This is a genomic window from Rhodanobacter sp. IGA1.0 (assembly GCF_040208325.1).
Taxonomy (GTDB): domain Bacteria; phylum Pseudomonadota; class Gammaproteobacteria; order Xanthomonadales; family Rhodanobacteraceae; genus Rhodanobacter; species Rhodanobacter spathiphylli.
Window position 1 is genome coordinate 1,689,407 of record NZ_CP157948.1, and the last position, 22,345, is coordinate 1,711,751.

21 protein-coding genes are annotated in these 22,345 nt (G+C 67.7%); 20 read left to right on the forward strand and 1 reads right to left on the reverse strand.

The genetic code is table 11. From position 1 onward, the window contains the following. The first annotated feature begins 8 nt into the window (after positions 1-8). The 10 genes from ABNK63_RS07635 (at position 9) to recO (ending at position 11,851) form a co-directional block, all read left to right on the forward strand. Positions 9-2,579 carry a bifunctional diguanylate cyclase/phosphodiesterase gene (locus ABNK63_RS07635; protein ID WP_007805320.1) on the forward strand — a complete coding sequence of 857 codons (2,571 nt, stop codon included), beginning with the start codon at positions 9-11 and terminating at the stop codon, positions 2,577-2,579. Between the two features lie 214 nt (positions 2,580-2,793). Continuing rightward, the gene (gene rpoE / locus ABNK63_RS07640; RefSeq protein ID WP_007805322.1) at positions 2,794-3,387 is read left to right on the forward strand and encodes an RNA polymerase sigma factor RpoE; all 594 of its coding nucleotides are present in this window, start codon (positions 2,794-2,796) and stop codon (positions 3,385-3,387) included. Further along, on the forward strand, positions 3,384-4,076 hold the full coding sequence (locus ABNK63_RS07645; protein WP_350017085.1) for a sigma-E factor negative regulatory protein: 693 nt from the start codon (positions 3,384-3,386) through the stop codon (positions 4,074-4,076). Before rpoE ends, ABNK63_RS07645 begins: the two co-directional genes overlap by 4 nt. 191 nt (positions 4,077-4,267) lie before the next feature. Beyond that, positions 4,268-5,743, forward strand: coding sequence for a Do family serine endopeptidase (locus tag ABNK63_RS07650; protein ID WP_007805326.1), 1,476 nt, complete (start codon positions 4,268-4,270; stop codon positions 5,741-5,743). Between the two features lie 199 nt (positions 5,744-5,942). Then, positions 5,943-7,736, forward strand: a complete 1,794-nt coding sequence (lepA, locus tag ABNK63_RS07655; protein ID WP_204111178.1) for a translation elongation factor 4 — start codon at positions 5,943-5,945, stop codon at positions 7,734-7,736. Between the two features lie 101 nt (positions 7,737-7,837). After that, positions 7,838-8,734: a signal peptidase I gene (gene lepB, locus ABNK63_RS07660; RefSeq protein ID WP_007805329.1), complete on the forward strand. Its 897-nt coding sequence runs from the start codon at positions 7,838-7,840 to the stop codon at positions 8,732-8,734. Positions 8,735-8,920: 186 nt separating this feature from the next. Next, a complete protein-coding gene (locus ABNK63_RS07665; RefSeq protein ID WP_007805331.1) occupies positions 8,921-9,304 on the forward strand; it encodes a DUF4845 domain-containing protein in 384 nt (127 codons plus the stop codon). Positions 9,305-9,307: 3 nt separating this feature from the next. After that, positions 9,308-9,967: a ribonuclease III gene (gene rnc / locus ABNK63_RS07670; protein ID WP_007805332.1), complete on the forward strand. Its 660-nt coding sequence runs from the start codon at positions 9,308-9,310 to the stop codon at positions 9,965-9,967. Positions 9,968-10,087: 120 nt separating this feature from the next. Continuing rightward, entirely contained in the window at positions 10,088-11,020 is a 933-nt protein-coding gene (gene era, locus ABNK63_RS07675; RefSeq protein WP_007805334.1) for a GTPase Era, read from the forward strand. Positions 11,021-11,101: 81 nt separating this feature from the next. Then, a complete protein-coding gene (gene recO, locus ABNK63_RS07680; RefSeq protein WP_007805337.1) occupies positions 11,102-11,851 on the forward strand; it encodes a DNA repair protein RecO in 750 nt (249 codons plus the stop codon). Here recO and ABNK63_RS07685 read toward each other — a convergent pair. Then, entirely contained in the window at positions 11,848-12,594 is a 747-nt protein-coding gene (locus ABNK63_RS07685; RefSeq protein ID WP_238530871.1) for a response regulator, read from the reverse strand. The two genes, recO and ABNK63_RS07685, sit on opposite strands and share 4 nt — an antisense overlap. Before the next feature lie 45 nt (positions 12,595-12,639). On the opposite strand from ABNK63_RS07685, the gene ABNK63_RS07690 reads away from it, so the two are divergent. The 10 genes from ABNK63_RS07690 to ABNK63_RS07735 all read left to right on the forward strand — a co-directional run bounded on the left by ABNK63_RS07690 (position 12,640) and on the right by ABNK63_RS07735 (position 22,103). Further along, the gene (locus ABNK63_RS07690; RefSeq protein ID WP_350017086.1) at positions 12,640-14,661 is read left to right on the forward strand and encodes a hypothetical protein; all 2,022 of its coding nucleotides are present in this window, start codon (positions 12,640-12,642) and stop codon (positions 14,659-14,661) included. Between the two features lie 49 nt (positions 14,662-14,710). Beyond that, positions 14,711-15,310, forward strand: a complete 600-nt coding sequence (locus ABNK63_RS07695; protein ID WP_350017087.1) for a YdbL family protein — start codon at positions 14,711-14,713, stop codon at positions 15,308-15,310. 76 nt (positions 15,311-15,386) lie between these two features. Next, positions 15,387-16,730 (forward strand): 23S rRNA (uracil(1939)-C(5))-methyltransferase RlmD, encoded by a 1,344-nt coding sequence (gene rlmD, locus ABNK63_RS07700; RefSeq protein WP_350017088.1) that lies wholly within the window; start codon positions 15,387-15,389, stop codon positions 16,728-16,730. Between the two features lie 93 nt (positions 16,731-16,823). Next, positions 16,824-17,345, forward strand: coding sequence for a CYTH domain-containing protein (locus ABNK63_RS07705; protein WP_007805346.1), 522 nt, complete (start codon positions 16,824-16,826; stop codon positions 17,343-17,345). Continuing rightward, on the forward strand, positions 17,339-18,355 hold the full coding sequence (nagZ, locus tag ABNK63_RS07710) for a beta-N-acetylhexosaminidase (RefSeq protein ID WP_350017089.1): 1,017 nt from the start codon (positions 17,339-17,341) through the stop codon (positions 18,353-18,355). Before ABNK63_RS07705 ends, nagZ begins: the two co-directional genes overlap by 7 nt. Next, positions 18,352-18,915 carry a hypoxanthine-guanine phosphoribosyltransferase gene (locus ABNK63_RS07715; protein ID WP_007805349.1) on the forward strand — a complete coding sequence of 188 codons (564 nt, stop codon included), beginning with the start codon at positions 18,352-18,354 and terminating at the stop codon, positions 18,913-18,915. Before nagZ ends, ABNK63_RS07715 begins: the two co-directional genes overlap by 4 nt. Positions 18,916-19,076: 161 nt before the next feature. Next, complete coding sequence (locus ABNK63_RS07720) at positions 19,077-19,838, forward strand: S-methyl-5'-thioinosine phosphorylase (RefSeq protein ID WP_350017090.1); 762 nt, start codon at positions 19,077-19,079, stop codon at positions 19,836-19,838. Positions 19,839-19,991: 153 nt separating this feature from the next. Continuing rightward, on the forward strand, positions 19,992-20,195 hold the full coding sequence (locus ABNK63_RS07725) for a cold-shock protein (protein ID WP_007805352.1): 204 nt from the start codon (positions 19,992-19,994) through the stop codon (positions 20,193-20,195). A gap of 81 nt (positions 20,196-20,276) precedes the next feature. Beyond that, positions 20,277-21,338 carry a N(4)-(beta-N-acetylglucosaminyl)-L-asparaginase gene (locus ABNK63_RS07730; RefSeq protein WP_350017091.1) on the forward strand — a complete coding sequence of 354 codons (1,062 nt, stop codon included), beginning with the start codon at positions 20,277-20,279 and terminating at the stop codon, positions 21,336-21,338. A gap of 12 nt (positions 21,339-21,350) precedes the next feature. Then, entirely contained in the window at positions 21,351-22,103 is a 753-nt protein-coding gene (locus tag ABNK63_RS07735; RefSeq protein WP_007805357.1) for a copper homeostasis protein CutC, read from the forward strand. The last annotated feature ends 242 nt before the right edge of the window (positions 22,104-22,345 follow it).

A 22,345-nucleotide genomic window follows, 5' to 3' on the forward strand; every position in this document is an offset into this window, starting at 1 on the left:
AGGACACGATGAACTCCGGCATCCTGGTGGTCGCAGCGCAGCGCGAACTGCGGCGCAACCTGTTCGACGCACTCGACCAGGCGGGTTACCCGCAGATCTACAGCGCGCGCGACGTCCCGCACGCGGCCATCCTGCTCGAAGGGCGGCCGCCGTTGCCGCCCCTGCAGCTGCTGGTGATCGTGCTGGCCGGCGACGCGCAGCAGGCACGCCACGCCTGCGAGCAATTGCGTCACCTTCCGGGGGCTGCCGAAACGCCGCTGATCGTGGTGCTGGCGGACGAGGCGACCTTCGGGCCGGCGGATCTTCCGCCCGGGATCGCTGACTGGCTTTCCGCCTGGAACATCTCCGACGAGCTCATTCCCCGCTGGCGGCGTTCGCTGGCGCCGGAAGGCACGCGTGCCCGTGTGCTGCCGCCCGTGCCCGAAGCGATGGCCGAGCCCGATGGCTACCGCTTCACCTTCGAGGAAGGCGACGGCGAATGGCTGATTGCCGACGCGCAGAGCGGCCGCCTGCTCGAAGTCAGTCCCACCGTGGGCAGGCACAGCCGCATCCACGTCGACCAGTGGCAGGGCCTGCCGCTGGCGCAGGTGCTGCGCTTCGAAGGCATCGCGATCAGCCAGGTGCTGGCCGAGGCCAACCGCAACTGGTACCCGTGCCAGCGCAAGTCGGCGCAAGGCGCGGACACCGGCCAGGCCAGCGTCCGGCGCATCCGGCATGCCGGGCGTGACGCGCTGGCGCTGATGTTCCGCAGCGATCGCGCCGACCTCCGGGCCGAGGCGGCGCTGTCATTGCTGTCGCGCATCTTTGCCTCGACCAGCGGCGTCGACGCCCAGACCGCCGCTGGCCGCCTGCTGTTCGACGAACTGGGGCTGGACTACCTGGCCGTCTGGTCGGCGCGGCACGAAGGGGCGGAAGCGCCCAACCAGATGCTGCAGTTGTGGAGTGGCGAGGACGTGGCCTGGCCGCCCGCGCAATTGCAGAGTTCGCTGCAACTGGTGCTGGCCGGCAAGTCGATCCTGTACCGCACCGATGCCAAGCGCCTGGCGCCGATCGACCCGTTGCTGCAACAGCTCGAACTGGCCGGCTTCGCCGGTCTGCCGCTGTACGACGAAAGACATACCGTGCTGGGCGCGATGCTCGCCGGCACGCGCCGCGGCTTCGGCGAGATGAGCATCATCGAACCGGTGTTGCGCTGCGCGGTCGCGCGCTTCGCCCAGATGCTGGAGCTGGGCCGCACCCGCGAACAGGGCCGCGCCGAGGGCCTGGTCGACGCCCTGACCGGGCTGCCGAACCGCCTGCTGTTCAACGATCGCCTGGAAACGATCATCCGCGAGGCCACCCGCAACGGCGAATGCTTCGCCGTGCTGTTCGTCGACCTCGACCGCTTCAAGGCGATCAACGACACCTACGGCCACGCGGCCGGCGACCAGGTATTGCGCACGGTCACCCAGCGCCTGTGCGGCAGCATCCGCGCCTCCGACACGGTGGCGCGGTACGCCGGTGACGAGTTCACCATCGTGCTGCGGCACATCGTCAAGAACGACGACGTGATGCGCGTGGCCGAGAAGATCGTCCAGGTGATGGAGACGCCGCTGTACCTGGAGGACGGCACCGAGCTGCAGGTGACCGCCTCGATGGGGCTGAGCTTCTTCCCGGACGACGCCGGCGACGCGGCAACCCTGCTCAAGCATGCGGACGAGGCGATGTACGCGGCCAAGCACCAGGGCCGCAACACCTTCCAGATCTACGAGATCAGCCCGGAATATGCCCAGCAGCATGGCATGGCGCTGAAGACCCGCCTGCGCCACGCCGAGGGCAATGGCGAGCTGCGCGTGGTCTACCAGCCGCAGGTCAACACCGAGACCGAGGACATCGTGGGGATGGAGGCGCTGGTGCGCTGGGAACATCCCGAGCTGGGCATGATCAGCCCGGCAGTATTCATCCCGCTGGCCGAGGAGACCGGCCTGATCGTCTCGATCGGCGAATGGGTGATGCGCACGGCCTGCCGCCAGGCGAAGGAATGGGAGCAGCGTTACGGCCTGCGCCTGCGCCTGGGGGTGAACCTGTCGGCGGTGCAGCTGATGGAGCCGCAGCTGCTGGACACGGTGGCCGCGGTGCTGCGCGATACCGGGCTGGACCCGACCCTGCTGGAAATGGAGGTCACCGAAAGCATCAGCATCAAGGAAGCGCCCAACCTGGTCGAGAACCTCAACGCGCTGCACCGGCTGGGCTGCCACATCGCGATCGACGATTTCGGCACCGGCGCCGCGTCGCTGGATTACCTGCGCCGGCTGCCGGCCGACCGCATCAAGATCGACCAGAGCTTCGTGCGCAACATCGGGGTGGACCCGGATGACGAGGCGATCGTGCGTGCCACCATCGAGATGGCTCACCGGCTGAACCGGGCCGTGGTTGCCGAGGGTGTGGAGATCGAGCAGCACCTGCAGTTCCTGCGCACGAACGGCTGCGACGAGTTGCAGGGCTACCTGTTCTGCCGCCCGCTGCCGCCGGTCAGTTTCGACAAGCTGCTGGCCGAACGGCAGCGCCTGCTGGAGGGGCGGGCGGCCGAGCTGGCTTGAGCGGAACGTCGGCGCCCCCATAACTGGCCGATACCCGTCACGGGTCGGGTGGCAGGTCCGGCATGACAACCAGCCAACGGGCTGTGCGTTAAGGTGGGGGCCGCTACTTCATGTTCCAGGTGAACTAGGGCGCCTGGGCGCGGTCTGAGCGCCGCGTTCAGTTCAAAACAAGCTCCCGCAGCGGATGACGGCATTGACGACGGATACGGCCCGGATGGGCGAAAACGAACTGGATCGCGCGCTGGTCGAGCGTGTCCAGCAGGGAGACAGGCGGGCCTTCGACCTGCTGGTGCGCAAGTACCAGCACAAGGTGATCGGGCTGGTCTCGCGCTATGTGCGCAGCCATGCCGAGTGCGAGGACATCGCCCAGGAGTCCTTCATCCGCGCCTGGCGGGCGATCGGCTCGTTCCGGGGCGACAGCGCCTTTTACACCTGGCTGTACAAGATCGCGGTGAACACCGCCAAGAACCACCTGGTGGCGATGGGGCGGCGCCCGCCCTCGGGCGACATCGACGCCGATGACGCCGAGTTCATGGCCGGCGCCGAGCGCATGCACGACAGCGCCACGCCCGAGCGCGAGCTGATGCGCCAGGAAATTGAACAATCGGTGTTTTCCACTGTCCAAGCGTTGCCCGAAGAACTGCGGACCGCCATCACGCTGCGCGAAGTGGATGGTCTCAGCTACGATGAAATCGCCGAAGCGATGGGCTGCCCGATCGGTACGGTGCGTTCGCGCATCTTTCGGGCACGCGAGGCGATCGACGAAAAACTGCGGCCACTTTTGTCGGACCGCGAGGATCAGACATGAATCAGGCAGGCATGAATCAGGACACCCGGGAAAGTCTTTCCGCGGGCATCGATGGCGAATTGTCGAAGGAGCAGCTGCGGTTCCTGCTGCGCCGTCTCGACCACGATGCCTCCCTGCAGGCCGCCTGGTCTCCCTACCACGTGGCGCGCGACAGCCTGCGCCGGGAATTCCCGGCCGTGGCCAGCGTCGACTTTGCCGACCGCGTGATGCGCGCGATCGAGCAGGAAGCGGCTGCGGTCACCGCGCCTCCCTCAAGGCGCCATCACTGGCTGCGCTGGTCCGCGGGTGGCGCGATCGCCGCCAGCGTGGCCGCCGCCGCGTTGATGGTGGGCCAGCCGCGCTCGGGCAGTGAGCTGGAACAGGTCACCGCCTCGGCCAACACCCCGCAGACCAGCACCGTCCCCAGCCTGGCCACGGCCGCCAAGCCGAGCGCGCCGGCGGCCGTGCCACCGTGGCTCAGCGGCAATTCGGCTGGACTGCTCAGCCAGCGGGCCTCGGCCACGCTGGGTTCGCCGTTCGGGCAGAGCCCGTCGAACTATGCGCGGCGACTGTCGGGCTACCCGTCGATGCCGCGTTACCGCACGCTGGAAAACAACGATGGCAGCTACCTGTTGCTGCTCGATCCGGAGCAGCAGCGGATCTCCGCGCCGGACGACGCGTCGCGCAGGGCATCCGCCGTCGCGCAATAGCCCGGGTCCGCGTGTCGTTCCCGCGGCCCGTTTTCGATGCACGCCACCAACCGGGTACCGCAAGGGCCGGCCGCTGCCGTGCGCGGGATGACCTGCGAAATGCCGGGCCCCGGCACTGCCGGGAACCCCCACATCGGAACCATCCAGTCCATTTCAGGCCGGTGCGGCTTGAGTCAACCTGAGGAGGAGCCATGAATCATTCCATCCTGCGCAGCCTGGCGTGTTGCGCCTTGCTGGGCGTCGCCAGTGTCGGCGTGGTGCAGGCGCAGGCACCGGGCAGCGCGGCGGCCCTGCCGGATTTCACCGGCATCGTGCAGAAGAACGCACCGGCCGTCGTCCACGTGGAAGCGAAGTACACCGGCGAACAACCCGACAGTTATGGCGGGCGCGGTCCGCAGATGATGCCCGGCCAGGGCGGGCCCGATGATCCGCAGGCCGAGATCCTGCGCCGCTTCTTCGGCATGCCGATGATGCCCTCGCCGCAGCAGCAGAAGCACACCTCGCTGGGTTCGGGCTTCATCATTTCCCATGACGGCTACATCCTCACCAACAACCACGTGGTCGATCACGCGGACAAGGTCACCGTGCGCCTGCAGGACCGGCGCACGCTCACCGCGAAAGTGATCGGTACCGACCCGACCTACGACATCGCCCTGCTCAAGGTCGATGCCGGCGGCAACCTGCCGGCAGTGGATCTGGGCGATTCGCGCAGCCTGAAGCCGGGCCAGTGGGTGCTGGCGATCGGTTCGCCGTTCGGCTTCGACTACACCGTGACCCAGGGCATCGTCAGCGCCGTGGGGCGCAACCTGGGCCAGCGCGACCAGCCGTACACCTCGTTCATCCAGACCGACGTGCCGATCAACCGGGGCAATTCCGGTGGTCCGCTGTTCGACCTGCAGGGCCGCGTGGTGGGCGTCAACTCGCAGATCTACTCCAACACCGGCGACTACCTGGGCGTGTCCTTCTCGATTCCCATCGATGTGGCGATGAGCGCCGTGCAGCAGCTCAAGTCCAAGGGCTACGTTTCGCGCGGCATGCTGGGCGTGACCATGCAGCCGGTCAATGACGACATCATCAAGGCGTTCAAGCTCGACAATGGCGCGGGTGCCGCGGTGGTCGACGTCAGCCCGGACAGCGGTGCGGCCAAGGCCGGCATCCAGCCTGGCGACATCATCCTGAGCTACAACGGCCAGCCACTGCAGCAGGCGTCGGACCTGCCGCCGCTGGTCGGCATGACCAAGCCGGGCAGCAAGGTGCCGGTGGAAATCCTGCGCAACGGCAAGAAGCAGACGCTCGACGTGACCATCAGCGAGGCCAAGCGTGATCGCAACGCGGTCAACAACCTGGCTTCGGCGCCGTCGTCCAGCCAGGCCGGTTCGGCCGCGCTGGGTCTGACCGTGCAGTCGATCGACAGCGACACGCGCAGCCAGCTGGGCCTGAAGGCGGGGCAGGGCGTGGTGATCGACGACATCACCGGCCCCGTGGCGGCGCAGGCCGGCCTGCGTGCCGGCGACGTGATCACCATGGTCAACCAGCAGAAGGTCGGCAGCGTGGCCGAGTTCGAGGCGGCCACGAAGAGCGTGAAGGCGGGCAGCACGGTGCTGTTGCTGGTGCGCCGGGGCGAGCAGAGCAACTTCGTGGGGCTCACGGTGCCGGCGGATCGCTGATGTGCCGCTGGCCGGCCCGCGGCGCACGGGCCGGCCAGCATCGAGCGGCGCCATCCCGTGGCGGGATGGCGCCGCTTGCCCGATCGCCTGATGGCGGCGATCCCATGCGATAATGCCGGGTTAGCGTTGCCTCGCGGCAGCGCCGCCACGCCGTCGCGTGGTGCCCAGCCCCAGCTCGACCACAGGCCGCCAGCGCTCCATGGAATTGATCCGCAACTTCTCCATCATTGCCCATATCGATCACGGCAAGTCCACCCTGGCCGATCGCATCATCCAGATCTGTGGCGGCCTGGCCGACCGCGAGATGGAAGCGCAGGTGCTGGACAACAATCCGATCGAGCGCGAGCGCGGCATCACGATCAAGGCGCAGTCGGTGTCGCTGCCGTACAAGGCGCGCGACGGCAAGACCTATCAGCTGAATTTCATCGACACCCCCGGGCACGTGGACTTCTCCTACGAGGTCAGCCGTTCGCTGGCGGCGTGCGAGGGCGCGCTGCTGGTGGTGGACGCCGCCCAGGGTGTCGAGGCGCAGTCGGTGGCCAACTGCTACACCGCGGTGGAAATGGGCCTGGAAGTGGTGCCGGTGCTGAACAAGATCGACCTGCCGACCGCCGACGTCGAAAAAGTGAAACTCGAAATCGAGGCGGTGATCGGCGTGGACGCCACCGACGCGGTGGCGATCAGCGCCAAGACCGGCCTGAACGTGGTCGAGGTGCTGGAGGCGATCGTCGCCCGCATCCCGCCGCCGCAGCCGCGCGACACCGACAGGCTGCAGGCGCTGATCATCGACTCCTGGTTCGACAACTACCTGGGCGTGGTGTCGCTGGTGCGCGTGATGCAGGGCGAGATCAAGTCCGGCGACAAGCTGCTGGTGATGTCCACCGGGCGCACCCACGAAGTGGGCGACGTCGGCGTGTTCACCCCCAAGCGCAAGAAGCTGGACAAGCTCGGCGCGGGCGAGGTGGGCTGGATCAACGCCTCGATCAAGGACGTGCACGGCGCGCCGGTCGGCGACACGCTGACCCATGCCGGCAAGCCGGCCGACAAGGCGCTGCCCGGTTTCCAGCACATGCAGCCGCGGGTGTTCGCCGGCCTGTTCCCGGTGTCGTCGGACGATTACCCGGCCATGCGCGAGGCGCTGGACAAGCTGCGCCTCAACGACGCCGCGCTGTTCTTCGAGCCGGAATCGTCCGAGGCGATGGGCTTCGGCTTCCGCTGCGGTTTCCTCGGCATGCTGCACATGGAAATCGTGCAGGAGCGGCTGGAGCGCGAATACGACCTGGACCTGATCACCACCGCGCCCACCGTGGTCTACGAGATCCTGAAAAGCGACGGCACCACCATGTTGCTGGACAACCCGGCCAAGCTGCCGACCAACACCAGCCTGGTGGCGGAGATCCGCGAGCCGATCATCATCGCCAACATCCTCACGCCGCCGGACTACATCGGCAACGTGATCACCCTGTGCGAGGAAAAGCGCGGCGTGCAGCGCTCGATCCAGTACCTGGCCAGCCAGGTGCAGATCAGCTACGAAATGCCGCTGGCCGAGGTGGTGATGGACTTCTTTGATCGCCTGAAATCCGTCTCGCGCGGCTACGCCTCGATGGACTACCACTTCGACCGCTTCGAGGCCGGCCCGTTCGTGCGCACCGACGTGCTGATCAACGGCGACCGCGTCGACGCGCTGAGCCTGATCGTGCATCGCAGCCATGCCGACCGCCGCGGCCGCGACCTGGTCGAGCGGATGAAGGACCTGATCCCGCGCCAGCAGTTCGACGTGGCCATCCAGGCCGCGATCGGCGCGCAGATCATCGCCCGTTCCACCGTCAAGGCGTTGCGCAAGAACGTCCTGGCCAAGTGCTACGGTGGCGACGTCAGCCGCAAGAAGAAGTTGCTGGAGAAGCAGAAGGAAGGCAAGAAGCGCATGAAGCAGGTGGGCCGGGTGGAAATTCCCCAGGAAGCCTTCCTCGCCGTACTCAGAGTGGATAAATGATTTCGGCCGGGAATCGGGAATCGGGAATCGGGAATCGGAGCCTCGGGCTCTTGCGATTCCCGATTCCCGATTCTCCACTCCCGGCTCCATAGGAGCCCCACATGGATTTTGATTTTTCGGCGATTCTGCTTGGCCTGACCGTGCTGTTCGGCGTGGTCTGGGGGCTGGACCGCCTGTTCCTGTACAGGAAGCGCAAGGCGCGGCTGGACGCGGCGGGCGAGGAGTACCACGAGCCGGCGGTGGTGGACTGGTCGCGCTCGCTGTTCCCGGTGGTGCTGGTGGTGCTGGTGCTGCGCTCGTTCGTGGCCGAGCCGTTCCGGATTCCGTCCGGCTCGATGATGCCGACCTTGGACGTGGGCGACTTCATCCTGGTCAACAAGTTCGCCTACGGCCTGCGCATGCCGGCGTTCAACGACAAGTTCGTCAGCCTGGGCGAGCCGAAGCGGGGCGACGTGGTGGTATTCCGCTTTCCGGGCTACCTGTGCCGGGATGACGGCAAGCTGGTGCGCAGCGGTGACATGAGCTGCAACGATCCGCATGCCAAGGTGCCGTCGCAGAACTGGATCAAGCGCGTCATCGGCCTGCCCGGCGACAGCATCGAGGTGCATGGCGACGAGCTGCTGGTGAACGGCCAGCGCGTCACGGCGGACGAGATCGGCCCCTACGTGGGCAATCCCCAGCGCAGCGTCGACGAGACCATGCTGAACATGGGCGCCACGGTATGGACCGAACACCTGGGCAAGCTCAACCACATGATCGCGCGCATGCCCGCCTACAACACGCCCAATTCCATCCCCAACGACCGCGTGCCGTCCAAGGTGCCGGCCGGCTGCTACCTGGTGATGGGCGACAACCGCAACGACAGCCTGGACAGCCGCTGGTGGGGCTGCATGCCGGAGCAGAACCTGGCCGGCAAGGCCTTCCTGATCTGGATGAGCTGGAAGGGCTGGGGCACCGGCGGCGTGGATTTCTCGCGGATCGGCACGGTCATCCATTGATGCGAGCGGCCGGCGCAGTCCGGCCGGCCAAAGCGTGACCGGGTCGAAGCCCTGCGCACGCCATCGCCACCGGCGCGCGAATCTGCAGGCATAATCGGCACGCCGGCGCGGGGCGGCCGGACATCCATCCAGCTCATCACCATCCATTGCAAGGCAAGCCGTTCGACGCGGCGTAGCGAGGGGACTATGAAATCGAAGCAGACCGGCGTCACCCTGATCGGATTCCTGTTCATTCTGGCCGTGTTCGGTTTCCTGGCCTACATGGCGATGAAGCTGGTGCCGTCGTATTCCGAGTACGGCGGCGTGGTCAAGGCGATGGAGCAGGTCGCCAGTGAAGGAACCAACGGCAAGTCGCTGGACGAGATCCGTCGCGACCTGCTGCGCAAGATGGATTTCCAGTACGTCGACGATGCCGTGGTGCGCCCGGAAGACATCACCATCAAGAAGGACGCCGGTGGTGCCAGCCAGCTGCAGGTGGCCTACGACAAGGAGATTCCGTTCATGTACAACATCTCCTTCCTGCTGCACTTCGACAAGAGCATTGCGCTGCAGGGCAATGTGGGCGAGTAACTTTTGGACCTGAACTACCGTTTCCGTGATCCCGCGCTGGCCCGGCTGGCGCTGACCCACCGCAGCATCGGCAAACCGAACAACGAGCGGCTGGAATTTCTCGGCGATGCGCTGCTCGGCGCGATCATTGCCGAGATGCTCTACGAGGCGCACCCCAAGGCCAGCGAAGGCGAGTTGTCGCGTCTGCGCGCGCAACTGGTCAACGGCCAGGCACTGGCCGTGGTGGCCCGCGAGCTGGAACTGGGCGAAGGCCTGCAACTGGGCCCGGGCGAGCTGAAGAGTGGTGGCTTCCGCCGCGAATCGATCCTCGCCGATGCCTTCGAGGCCACCATCGCCGCGGTCTACCTCGACGGCGGTTTCGACGCCTGCCGCGACACCGTGCGCGGCCTGTTCGCCGAGCGCATCGCCGCGCTGCGCCGTTCGTCGAAAGACGCCAAGACGCGGCTGCAGGAATGGCTGCAGGCCAAGGGCCTGCCGCTGCCGCAGTACGAGTTGCTCGCCAGCCACGGCGAAGACCACGCCAAGACCTTCGACGTCAGCTGCGCGATCACCGAGCCGATGGCCTTCGTCGCCGAGGCGCATGGCGGCAATCGCCGCGCCGCCGAACAGGACGCGGCCGAACTCGTGCTGAGCCAGTTGCTGGAGCAGCAGCGCTCCTCCTGAATCCGACGCTTCCGCGGTGCCGGGCGCTGCCAGAGCGACCGCCCCGGCCCGCGCCAGTCGCCAGGTGCCGCTGGCGGCGAAGCACTACACTTGCCATCCGACTTGCCGAGTACCTCAGTCATGAAACTCCCACTGGACCCCACCGACGGCAGCCTGCCGCACGACGACTTCCGCTGCGGCACGGTGGCGCTGGCCGGGCGTCCCAACGTGGGCAAGTCGACCCTGCTCAATGCGCTGATCGGGTTTCGCCTGTCGATCATCAGCCCGCGCCCGCAGACCACCCGTCATCGCATCCTGGGCATCAACACCAGCGAGGCCGGGCAGATCATGTATGTCGACACGCCGGGCCTGCACCGCGGCGCCAAGCGGGCGATGAACCGCAGCCTCAACCGCGCGGCGCGCTCGGCGATCAGCGACGTCGACCTGGTGGTCCAGGTGATCGAGGCCGGCCGCTTCACCGACGAGGACGAGGCACTCTACGCCGCCCTGGTCGAGCAGTCCTCGCCGCGCCTGCTGGTGATCAACAAGGTCGACCTCAACAAGGACAAGACGGTGATGCTGCCGTTCGTGTCCGGGCTGGTGGCCACCCACAGCTATGACGAGATCCACTACATCAGTGCGCTGAAGAAGCAGGGGCTGAAGGAGCTGGAGCAGGCGATCCTCAAGCGCCTGCCGGTGCAGCCACCGGTGTTCGGCGAAGACGAGGTCACCGACCGCAGCGAGCGCTTCCTGGCCGCCGAGATGGTTCGCGAGCAGCTGATGCTGCGGCTGGACCAGGAATTGCCGTACGCCACCACGGTGGAGATCGAGCGGTTCGAGGACCGCCCCGACGGCATCGCCGAGATCCACGCCATCATCTGGGTCGAGCGCGATGGCCAGAAGGCGATCGTGATCGGCAACGGCGGCGTCCAGCTCAAGGCGATCGGCAGCGCGGCCCGCCGTCACATGGAGCGCATGTTCGAGCGCAAGGTCTTCCTCAAGCTGTGGGTGAAGGTGCGCGAGGGCTGGGTCGACGACGAGAACATGCTGAAGAAATTCGGGTATACCGACTGACGTGGGAATGGAGTATGGGGAATAGGGAATCGTTGAAGCAGGTTCCCGCTCTTCCCATTCCCCATTCCCCATTCCCGGCTCATGCGCATCGAACAGCAACCGGCTTACGTCCTGCACGCGCGGCCCTATCGCGAGACGTCGCTGCTGCTGGAGTGCCTGAGTCGCGAGCATGGCCGGCTGGGCGTGGTGGCGCGCGGAGTGCGCGGCGAGCGTGCACGGTTGCGCCGGGCCCAACTGGAACCGTTCCAGGCGCTGCGCATGGATCTGCTGCTGCGAGGCGAGATGGCCACGCTGACGGCGGTCGAGACGGTGGGCACGCCGACCCGGCTGGGTGGCGATGCCGGGCTGGCCGGGCTGTATCTCAACGAACTGGTGGTGCGCCTCACCGGGCGGCAGGACCCTTCGCCGCCGTTGTTCGATGCCTATGCGCTCACCTTGCAGCGACTGGCAGTCGAGCCGTCGCTGGCGTGGACATTGCGCCGGTTCGAGCGCGACCTGCTGGAGGCGACCGGCTACGGCCTGCAGCTGGCGCACGATGCGGATTCCGGTGAATGTCTGGAGCCGCAGGCGAGCTATCGCTACGAGGTCGAGCAGGGCGCCGTGCGGTGCGCGGCCAGCAGTCCGCACGCCATCCTGGGCCGCGACCTGCTGGCGCTGGAACAGGATCGCATGCCCGACGCCGCCGGCCTCAAGGCGCTGCGCGACATGATCCGCCGGGTGATCCGCTTCCATCTGGGTGGCGCCGAATTGCGCGCCTGGCGGGTGCTGGCGATGGCGGTGTCGAAAAACCAGGCGGGTGCCGCGCCGCCACCTGCGGAAAGGCTCGACTAGCCGAGCGCCTGCAGGGTCGCCAGCAAGGTGCGGCGGAAGCGGGTCAGCGCGGGGGCGCCGACTCCGCGGCGCGGCAGTTGCTGCTGCAGCAGCATGGTCTGCCGGGACAAGGCACTGGCGCCGCAGAATCCGCACGATGAGCGCAGACGATGCAGGCGATCGCTGAAGCTGTCGCGGTCGAGGCTCAGCGTGTCCAGTTCCCGCGACAGCAGCACCAGTTCGTCGCGCAGCAGCAGGCGCAAGGCGTGCATGGTGGTGGCGTCGCCGGTGGTGTTCAGCGCTGCCTGGTCGTCCAGCACGCTGGCGCTGCGCTCGTCCATCGGCATCAGCGCCAGCATCTGGCGCAGCTGGCTCAGCCCGCAAGGCTTCAGCAGCACCTCGCTGAAACCGGCGTCCAGCAGCGACTGGCGATCACCGGGCGCCAGCTCGGCGCTGGTCGCCACCGCGATGCTGTCGGCCGAGCGGGCCTGCACGTCGTCGCGCAGCGTCTGCAGGATCTGCAGCGCGCCGGCGCCGGGCATGCGGCAATCCAGCAACAGCAGGTCGTACGATTCGGCCGTGGCACGTGCCAGCGCGGCCTGGCCATCCATGCAGGCCTCCGCATCGGCGCCCATCGAGGCCAGTCCATCGCACAGGAAACGGCAACTGCCAGGATCGTCGTCGGCCACCAGCACGCGCGGGCGGGGCAGCGGGCGGGGCGGATTGACGGGTTCGCAGACGGGGTCGGCAAGGCGGCTGGGCATGACGAATTCCATATCGTTCATCTTGATTTGGCAGAATGGCCCGACATGCGTCCGACTTCAAGCCATTTCCTGATCTGTTGCTGCCTGCTGCTGGGACTCGCCTGGGCCTTGCCCGCGCAGGCCGACGTGCTGCTGAGCGCGAAGTCGATCACCGCCCCGGGCATCCATCTGCAGGCGGTGACGCTGCGCATCGGCGAAGACGTCGCCGGCGGCCTGCATCTGCAGCTGGACGCGGCCCAGGCCGATATTCCCGCGATGGGCTGGCGGCGGCTGGGCCTGAGCGTCGACGGCAACCTGCAACGCGACGTCCGCCTGCGCTGGACGCTGGACGGCAAGCTGCGTCTGGCCGGCGCCCCGGGCGGCGCGCTCGGCGACGCGCAGTTCAACGTGCAGCTCAGCGAGGCGGCCAACACCTTGCTGGTCGATATCCAGCAGGGCAAGGCCAATGCCAGCGCATGGCTGCCGCTGGACCAGCCCACGCATGCCCAGATCAGCGTGGACAACCTGCCCACCGGCTGGCTGCAGGGTCTGCTCGGCACGGTGTGGTCGGGGCGGCCCACCGCCGGTCGCCTGAAAGCGGAACTGGCGCTGGACCTGCGCGACCAGGGCCTGCAGTCGTCCGGCGAGTTCACCCTCACCGACACGGGTTTCGACACGCCCGCCGGCACGCTGGCCGGGCAGGGGCTCGGTGGCAGCGGCCGCTTCAGCCTGGACACCACGAACGGCCCGGCCAGCATCGATCTGGATGCCAGCCTGCGTGGCGGCGAGCTGCTGCTGGGGCCGCTCTACGCAAGGCTGCCGGACCATCCGGTGCAACTGGGCCTGCATGCGGACGCCCAGCACGGCGGGTTCGACATGAGCCGCTTGCGGGTGAACGATGCCGATGCGCTGCAGCTCGACGGCGCTCTGTCCTTCGACGCCAGGGGCGAGTTGAAGAGCTTGCGGCTGGATCGCCTGCACGCGAATTTCCCGGCCGCCTACCAGCGTTATGGCCAGGCTTGGCTCAGCACGCTGGGCCTGCGTGACATGCGCGTCAATGGGCAGCTGAATGCCAGTCTCGATCTGCGGGCGGACGGCCCGCACGCCTTTGCCTTCAGCACCGACGGCATCAGCCTCGCCGATGCGGACAGCCGCCTGGCGGTCGACGGCCTGCAGGGCGGGCTGGACTGGGCGCGCGACGGCGAGCGCCCCGCCACCACGCTGGCCTGGCGCAGCCTGCAGTTCTACCAGGTGGTCAACGGTGCCGCCCGTTCGCGCTGGCAGAGCAATGGCGGCACGCTCGCCCTGCAGCAACCGCTGCAGATCCCGGTGTTCCACGGGCAGTGGCAGATCAGTCAGCTGGACTGGCGCCCGGCTGCGGCGCAGGGCCAACGCCTGGCCGCATCGATGACGGTGACCGGCGTCGACATGGCCGCCTTCAGCCAGGCGATGGGCTGGCCGGCGTTCCCCGGCACGCTGGCCGGCGCGATTCCCTCGCTGCGCTGGGTCGACGACCGTTTCGAACTGGAAGGCGGCCTGTCGGCAAACCTGTTTGGCGGCTTCGTCGACATCACCCGGCTGTCATTGCAGCAGCCGTTCGGCACCACGCCGGTGCTGACCGGCGACATCTCGCTGAAACAGCTGGATCTGGCCGCGATCACCAGCGTGTTCGACTTCGGCAGCATCACCGGCCCGCTGGATGGCGCGATCAACGACCTGCGCCTGGTCAACTGGAGTCCGGTGGCGTTCAACGCCAGCCTGCTGGCCGGCGAAGGCGGGCGGATCAGCCAGCGCGCGGTGAACAACCTCACCTCGGTCGGCGGCGGTGGCATCGCGGCTGGCCTGCAGGGTGCCGTGCTGAAACTGTTCAAGACCTTCGGCTACAAGCGCATCGGCCTCAACTGCACGCTGCAGGGCACGGTCTGCCGGATGAGCGGGCTGGAGGCCAACGACGGCGGCTACACTATCGTCGAAGGCAGCGGCCTGCCGCGGCTGCAGGTGATCGGCCACCAGACCCAGGTCGACTGGCCGACCCTGGTGCAGCGGCTGCACGACGCGATCCACGGGGAAACCCCGCAAATCCGCTGAGCGACATGCCCCGCCGCCTCATCCATCCATCTCACTGCTGGAGTTCCTCATGCGCAAGCGCCTCTACGTCATCCTGACCGCCCTGGCCGTGACGCTGGTCGGCTGCGTCACGATCAACGTCTACTTTCCCGAAGCGGCCGCGCAGAAGGCCGCCGACCAGTTCATCGGCAACGTGCTGGACCAGGCGACCCCCGCCGCGCCCGCGCCGAAGACGCCCAAGCCGGCAGCCGATGGTGCCCAGCCGTCGGCGATGCTGCTGGACCTGCTGATCCCGGCCGCGCAGGCCGCCGACGTGCCCGACATCCGCATCCAGACCGGCGCCACCGAGGCGATCCGCGCCCGCATGCATGCGCGCTTCCAAGGCACCCTGGGTTCGCTGCTCGACAGCGGCGCGGTGGGTTTCACCCGCGACGGCATGGTCGCCATGCGCGATGCCGCCAAGGTGCCGCTGAGCGCCCGCGCCCAAGCCAACGCCACGGTGGCCGACGAGAACCGCGACCGCGCCGCGCTGTACCGCGAAATCGCCCACGCCAACAACCACCCGGAGTGGGAGTCGCAGATCCGCGCCACCTTCGCCAAAAGCTGGATCGAGAAGGCGCGCGCCGGCTGGTATTACCAGGACGCTGGCGGCGCCTGGCAGAAAAAATGAGCCGGGCGGGGTGTCGCGGGGCGTGAGGCGGGCCGATCTGGGATAATCGCCGGTCAGCCATCAGCCATGCGATCCCATGTCCCGATCCAACTCCGTTTCGCCCAAACCCTTTGAAGCCATGATCACCGACCTCGGACATGACGGCCGGGGCGTGGCGCGGATCGACGGCAAGACGGTCTTCGTCAGCGGCGGCCTGCTTGGCGAAACGGTGATCGCGAAGCTGCGCAAGCGTCATCGGCATTTCGACGAAGCCGAAGTGGTCGAGGTGATCACCGCCTCGCCGCACCGGGTCGAGCCGCGCTGCCAGCACTTCGCGCTGTGCAGCGGCTGTTCGCTGCAGCACCTCGATGCGTCCTCGCAGATCGCCGCCAAGCAGCGCGTGCTGGCCGAGAATTTCGAGCGCATCGGCAAGGTCACGCCGCAGTCGTGGTTGCCCCCGCTGACCGCCGAGCCCTGGGGCTACCGGCGCAAGGGCCGGTTGTCGGTGCGCAACGTGGCCAAGAAGGGCAGCGTGCTGGTCGGCTTCCGCGAAGAGCAGAACCCGCGCTTCGTCACCCCGATCCAGCGCTGCGAAGTGATGCACCCGTCGCTGGGCCCCAAGGTGGGTCTGCTGGCCGAACTGCTGGGCACGATGGACGCCGTCGACACCATTGCGCAGATCGAGTTCGCCGCCGGCGACGACCTGATGGCGCTGGTGTTCCGTCACCTGCAGCCGCTCAGCGAGCGCGATCTGGCCGCGCTCACCGCCTTCGGCCAGCACCACGGCTTCGCGATCTACCTGCAGCCCGGCGGTGTCAGCAGCGTGCATCCGCTGTGGCCGGAACAGCCGCGGCTGGCCTTCCGCATCGCCAGCGACGATCCGCGTTTCGCCGACGTGGAACTGGAATTCCAGCCGCTGGATTTCGTGCAGGTCAACGCCGGCATGAACCAGTTGATGATGGCCCGCGCGATGGAGCTGCTCGATCCGCAACCGACCGATCGCGTGCTCGACCTGTTCTGCGGCCTGGGCAATTTCACCCTGCCGATCGCGCGCCGGGTGGCCGAGGTGGTTGGCGTGGAAGGCGAGCACGGCCTGGTCGAACGCGCCGCGCAGAACGCCGCGCGCAACGGCATCGACAACGCGAAGTTCCACGTCGCCAACCTGTTCGAGGACCAGCGCCATGCCGACTGGGCGAAGCAGCCGTGGGACAAGCTGCTGCTCGATCCACCCCGCGCCGGCGCCGACAAGGTGCTGGAGTACCTGCCGCGCAAGCAGACACATCGCATCGTCTACGTCTCCTGTCATCCCGCCTCGCTGGCGCGCGACGCCGGCATCCTGGTCAACCAGCACGGTTTCCGGCTGACCTCGTCCGGCGTGATGGACATGTTCCCGCACACCGCGCATGTGGAATCCATCGCGGTATTTGAGCGGTCTTCCTGATCGCGAAAGTCAAACGGGCGGCCATCCATGGCCGCACTCCTCAATAAAAGCCGTTTCGTTGCAGGCGTTGTCGCTGGTTGAAATCCGGATTCCATGGCTATCGAGATCGAACGCAAATTCATGTTGGCCAACGACAGCTGGCGCGAAGGCATCGAGCGCAGCGAGCCGATGGCCCAGGGCTACCTGGTCGGGGCGCAGGCGCTGCGCGAAGGCCATGCCCGCGCCTCGGTGCGTGCGCGCCTCGCCGGCGACACGGCCTGGCTCAACATCAAGGCGGCCACGCCCGGCATCGCGCGGGCCGAATTCGAGTACCCGATACCGGTGGACGATGCGCGCGCGCTGCTGGCCAGCCTGTGCGACGGCGTGCTGGAGAAGGTTCGCCACCATGTCCGCGTCGATGGCGTACTGTTCGAGATCGATGAATTCCATGGCGACAACGAGGGCCTGGTCGTGGCCGAAGTCGAACTGCCCGCGGTCGATGCACCGTTTCCGCGGCCGTCGTGGCTGGGCCGCGAGGTCAGCGCGCTGACGCGCTACTACAACGTCAACCTGATCGCGCACCCGTACCGGCAATGGTCGCCGGCCGAGCGCGCTGCCGAGGATGCTGCATGTTGATGATCGGCGTGGCCGCGCTGGAACTGGCCGAACACGAAAAACCCTGGTTGCGCGCGCCATGCGTCGCCGGCGTGCTGCTGTTTGCGCGCAACTACCAGTCGCGCGAACAGCTGATCGCCTTGTGCGAATCGATCCGCGACGTCGGTGGCGATCACCTGCTGATCGCGGTCGACCAGGAAGGCGGCCCGGTGCAGCGCTTCCGCGACGGCTTCACCCGCCTGCCGCCGCTGGCGGCGATCGGCGCGGTCTACGAGCAGGATGCCGACGAGGCGATCCGGCTGGCCGAGGAGCACGCCTGGGTGATGGCCAGCGAGCTGCGCGCCAGCGGCGTGGACTTCAGCTTCGCCCCGGTGGTCGACCTGGCCCGCGGCAACGCGGCGATCGGCCTGCGCGCGTTCCACGCCGATCCGGCGATTGCCGCCGAACTGGGCCAGGCCTATGTGCGGGGCATGCACCTGGGCGGCATGGCGGCGGTGCTCAAGCATTTCCCGGGGCACGGTTCGGTCACCGGCGACACCCACAAGGTGGCGGCGATCGATCCGCGCAGCCTGGATCAGATCCGCCACGACGACCTGCGCCCGTTCGCCGAATGCATCGAGGCGCGCGTCGAGGCGGTGATGATGGCCCACGTCACCTACCCGAGAGTGGACAGCCAGCCGGCCGGCTATTCGAAAATCTGGATCGAACAGATCCTGCGTGGCGAACTGGGTTTCGCCGGCGCGGTGATCAGCGACGACATCAGCATGGCCGCCGCCGGTGCGGCCGGCAGCGTGGGCAAGCGGGTGAGGGCGCATCTCGATGCCGGCTGCGACCTGGTGCTGGCCTGCTTCCCCGACGTGGTCGACGAAGCGATCGCCGCGATGCCTGCGCGCACCGACGCCATGCCCGCGACACTGGCCGCCCTGCGCGGCGCCATCGGGCCGACCTGGGCCGGCCTCACCGACAACCCGCAGCGCGACCGCTTCGTGGCGCGCATCACGGCACTCCACGCCGATCAAGGAACCGCATGAACACTCCCACTCCCGCCCTGGCCGACGCGCTGGCCAACGCCGACCTCCTGTTCGCCGGTGAGGCACTGGCGCCGGTGATCACCGACATGGGCCGTCGCATCGACGCCGCGCTGGACGGCGAGCGCGCGGTGTTCCTCACCGTGATGAACGGCGCGCTGATCTTCGCCGGCCAGCTGGCGCTGGCGATCCGCACCGACGTGGAATTCGACTACGTGCACGCCACCCGTTACCGCGGCGCCACCTCGGGCAAGGAACTGCACTGGCTGCGCGAGCCGATGGTGTCGCTGCAGGGCCGCGTGGTGCTGCTGGTCGATGACATCCTCGACGAAGGCCACACGCTGAAGGAAGTGCGCGACGACTGCTACCGGCGCGGCGCGAAGAAGGTCTACATCGCCAGTCTCTGCACCAAGCGCCACGACCGCCTGGTCGAAGGCATCAGCTCCGACTTCAACGGCGTCGAACTGCCCGATCGCTACGTGTTCGGCTACGGCATGGACTACTACGAACAAGGCCGCAACCTGCCGGGCATCTACGCGCTGAAAGAAGAAAGCGCGGAGTAGGCTCTTAGCTCCTCCCCCTGCTTGCAGGGGGAGGTTGGGAGGGGGTGCTCTTGATCTGAAACTTTCAAGAGCGACCCCACCCCAGCCCTCCCCTGCGCGCAGGGGAGGGAGCAGAAGCGGCGACGCATCCTGCCCTCACCCCGCTGCAATGGATCTCCCCCATGACGAATTCCGACCAGCCCCCCATCCACCTCGCCGTCATCGGCGGCAGCGGCCTGTACAACTTTGCCGGCCTGGAAAACGCCACGCGCCACAGCGTGGACACGCCCTACGGCCCGGCCTCCGGCGACGTGGTGATCGGCGACTTTGCCGGCCGGCGCATCGCCTTCCTGGCCCGCCACGGCGAGAGCCACACGCTGCCGCCGCACCGGGTGAATTACCGGGCCAACCTGTGGGCGCTGCACAGCCTCGGCGCACGGCGGGTGCTCGGGGTGAACGCGGTCGGCGGCATTCGCGGCGACATGGGGCCGCGGGTGATCGTGGTGCCCGACCAGATCATCGACTACACCCACGGCCGCTCCACCAGCTTCTGCGACGTCGAAGGCGCCGAGGTGAAGCACATCGACTTCAGCGAGCCGTACACCGAATCGCTGCGCCTGCAATTGCTGGCGGCGGCGCGCGCGGCCAACGTCGAGGTGATCGGCGGCGGCTGCTACGGCGCCACCCAGGGCCCGCGGCTGGAAACCCGCGCCGAGATCGCCCGCATGAAGCGCGACGGCTGCGACCTGGTCGGCATGACCGGCATGCCCGAGGCGGCGCTGGCGCGCGAGCTGGAGCTGGAATACGCCTGCCTGGCGCTGGTGGCGAACTTCGCCGCCGGCTGCGGCGACGAGGCGGAAATCAGCATCGAGGAAATCTTCGCCCACCTCGCCGCGGCCACCGCCGAGGTGCCGCGCATCCTGGAAAAAATGCTGCAGGCCTGAATTTGCCGGCGGAGTTTGTGCACCGGCAAGACATATTCGTATTGCAATGGGCCTTCACATCTTGCTATTTTCCTCGCGGTCAGGGCGGCGAACCGGGGGGATGAGTCGCGCGCAACCTGGCGTACTCACTCCATGTATCCAGAGGTTCTCGCAATGAGTTTCGGTACGGTCAAATGGTTCAACGATGCCAAGGGGTTCGGGTTCATCGCACCCGAGGATGGCAGTGCGGATGTGTTCGTCCATTTTTCGGCGATCAACACCAAGGGCTTCCGCAGCCTGCAGGAAGGTCAGCGCGTTCAGTTCGAAGTGACCCAGGGCCCCAAGGGTGCCCAGGCGTCGGCGGTTGAAGCTGCCTGATCTGTCCGGTAAACGTTGCATGGCAAGAATGAAACCCCGCATCCTGTGCGGGGTTTTTGCTTTGGTGAGCCGGAGAAAGTCATGACCGATCGCAGGCGTTTCCTCAAGGGCTCCCTGCTGGGAGTTTCCGCGTCGATGCTGGGATGGGGCGGCAAGCTCGCGGCCGGGCCGATGCGGCGCGGTGCCGCCGACGCCAACCATGCAGCGAAGGCGTCCGCCGCACGCGTCGTCTCGACCTGGGACTTCGGCGTCGCCGCGAACCAGGCTGCGTGGGCCATCCTCGGCAAGGGCGGCCATGCACTGGACGCGGTGGAAGCCGGCGCGCAGGTGCCGGAGTCCGACCTCAGGAACCACAGCGTGGGCAAGGGCGGCTATCCCGATCGCGACGGCCACGTCAGCCTCGACGCCAGCATCATGGATGCCGACGGCAGCTGCGGCGCAGTCGCCGCGCTCGAACACATCGAGCATCCCATCTCCGTGGCGCGACGGGTGATGGAACGCACGCCGCACGTGCTGCTGGTGGGCGAGGGCGCGCTGCAGTTCGCGCTGGAGCAGGGTTTCAGGAAACAGGATCTGCTCACGCCGGAGGCCGAGCAGGCCTGGCACGAATGGCTGAAGACGGCGAAGTACCAGCCCTCGATCAACAGCGAAGTGCACGACTACGGCCGCACCGGCCGGCCCGGCGGCGCCCACAACCACGACACCATCGGCATGCTGGCGATCGATGCGCACGGCCGCATGTCCGGCGCCTGCACCACCAGCGGCATGGCCTGGAAAATGCGCGGCCGCGTCGGCGACAGCCCGATCATCGGCGCCGGCCTGTACGTCGACGGCGAAGTCGGCGGCGCCACCTCCACCGGCGTGGGCGAGGAAGTGATCCGCAACGCCGGCAGCTTCCTCGTCGTCGAACTGATGCGCCAGGGCCGCTCGCCCCACGAGGCCTGCAAGGAAGCGGTGATGCGCATCGTCAACAAGCGCCGCGAGGCATCGAAGACCCTGCAGGTCGGTTTTCTCGCGATGAACCGCAACGGTGAAGTCGGCGCCTACGCGATCCAGCACGGCTTCACCTACGCCGTGTGCGATGCGCAGAAGCAGGACGCGCTGATTCCGTCGCAAAGCGTCTACACCACGAGCTACTCGTGATGCCGGCGACTCATGATGCTTGAAATCGCCGCCAACTCGGTCGCCTCCGCACTCGCCGCGCAGGACGGCGGAGCAGGGCGGGTCGAACTGTGCAGCGCGCTGGAACTGGGCGGACTGACGCCCTCGCACGCGCAGATCGCGCTGGCCCGCGAGCGCCTGCGCATCCCGCTGTACGTGCTGATCCGCCCGCGCGCCGGCGACTTCCTCTACAGCGACCTCGAATGCGAGACCATGCAGCGCGACATCGAAACCTGCGTGGCGCTCGGTTGCGACGGCGTGGTGCTCGGCATGCTCGACGCCGACGGCCAGGTAGACATGCCCCGCTGCCGCGCCCTGATCAACGCCGCCGGCACGCTGGGCACCACCTTCCACCGCGCCTTCGACCTCAGCCGCGACCCTTCGCGCGCGCTGGAAGACATCATCGCGCTCGGCTGCGAACGCGTGCTGACCTCGGGCGCACAACCCAGCGCCGTCGAAGGCGCCACCCTGATCCGCACCCTGGTCACCCAGGCCAACGGCCGCCTCGCCGTGATGCCCGGCGCCGGCATCACCGCCCGCAACATCGCCGCGCTGGCCGCTGCCACTGGCGCCCACGAATTCCACGCCTCCGCCAAACACCGATTGCCCTCGGGCATGCAGCATCGACCACCACGGCTGGCCGACATGCAAGGCGGCGAACTGCGCAGCGATGCAGAGCAGGTACGAGCAATGGCACGGGCATTGGCTCCTCCCCCTGCTTCGCAGGGGGAGGCTGGGAGGGGGTGAAGCTCTTGATCTGAAGCCTCAAGAGCAACCCCACCCCAACCCTCTCCTGCACGCAGGGGAGGGAGCACGACCGGCAGCACGAAAGCATCCCCCAACCCGTTCCCCCAGAGCGCAGCATCGAAGTCGAAGGGCCACCGCGAAGCCTCGACTCCGCGCCTTCGACGCACGCCCAGCCCGAACATAATCCCGGTAGCGCGAGTGCCAACCACTCCCTACGGCAGCGCACGGCCGCCCCACTTGGT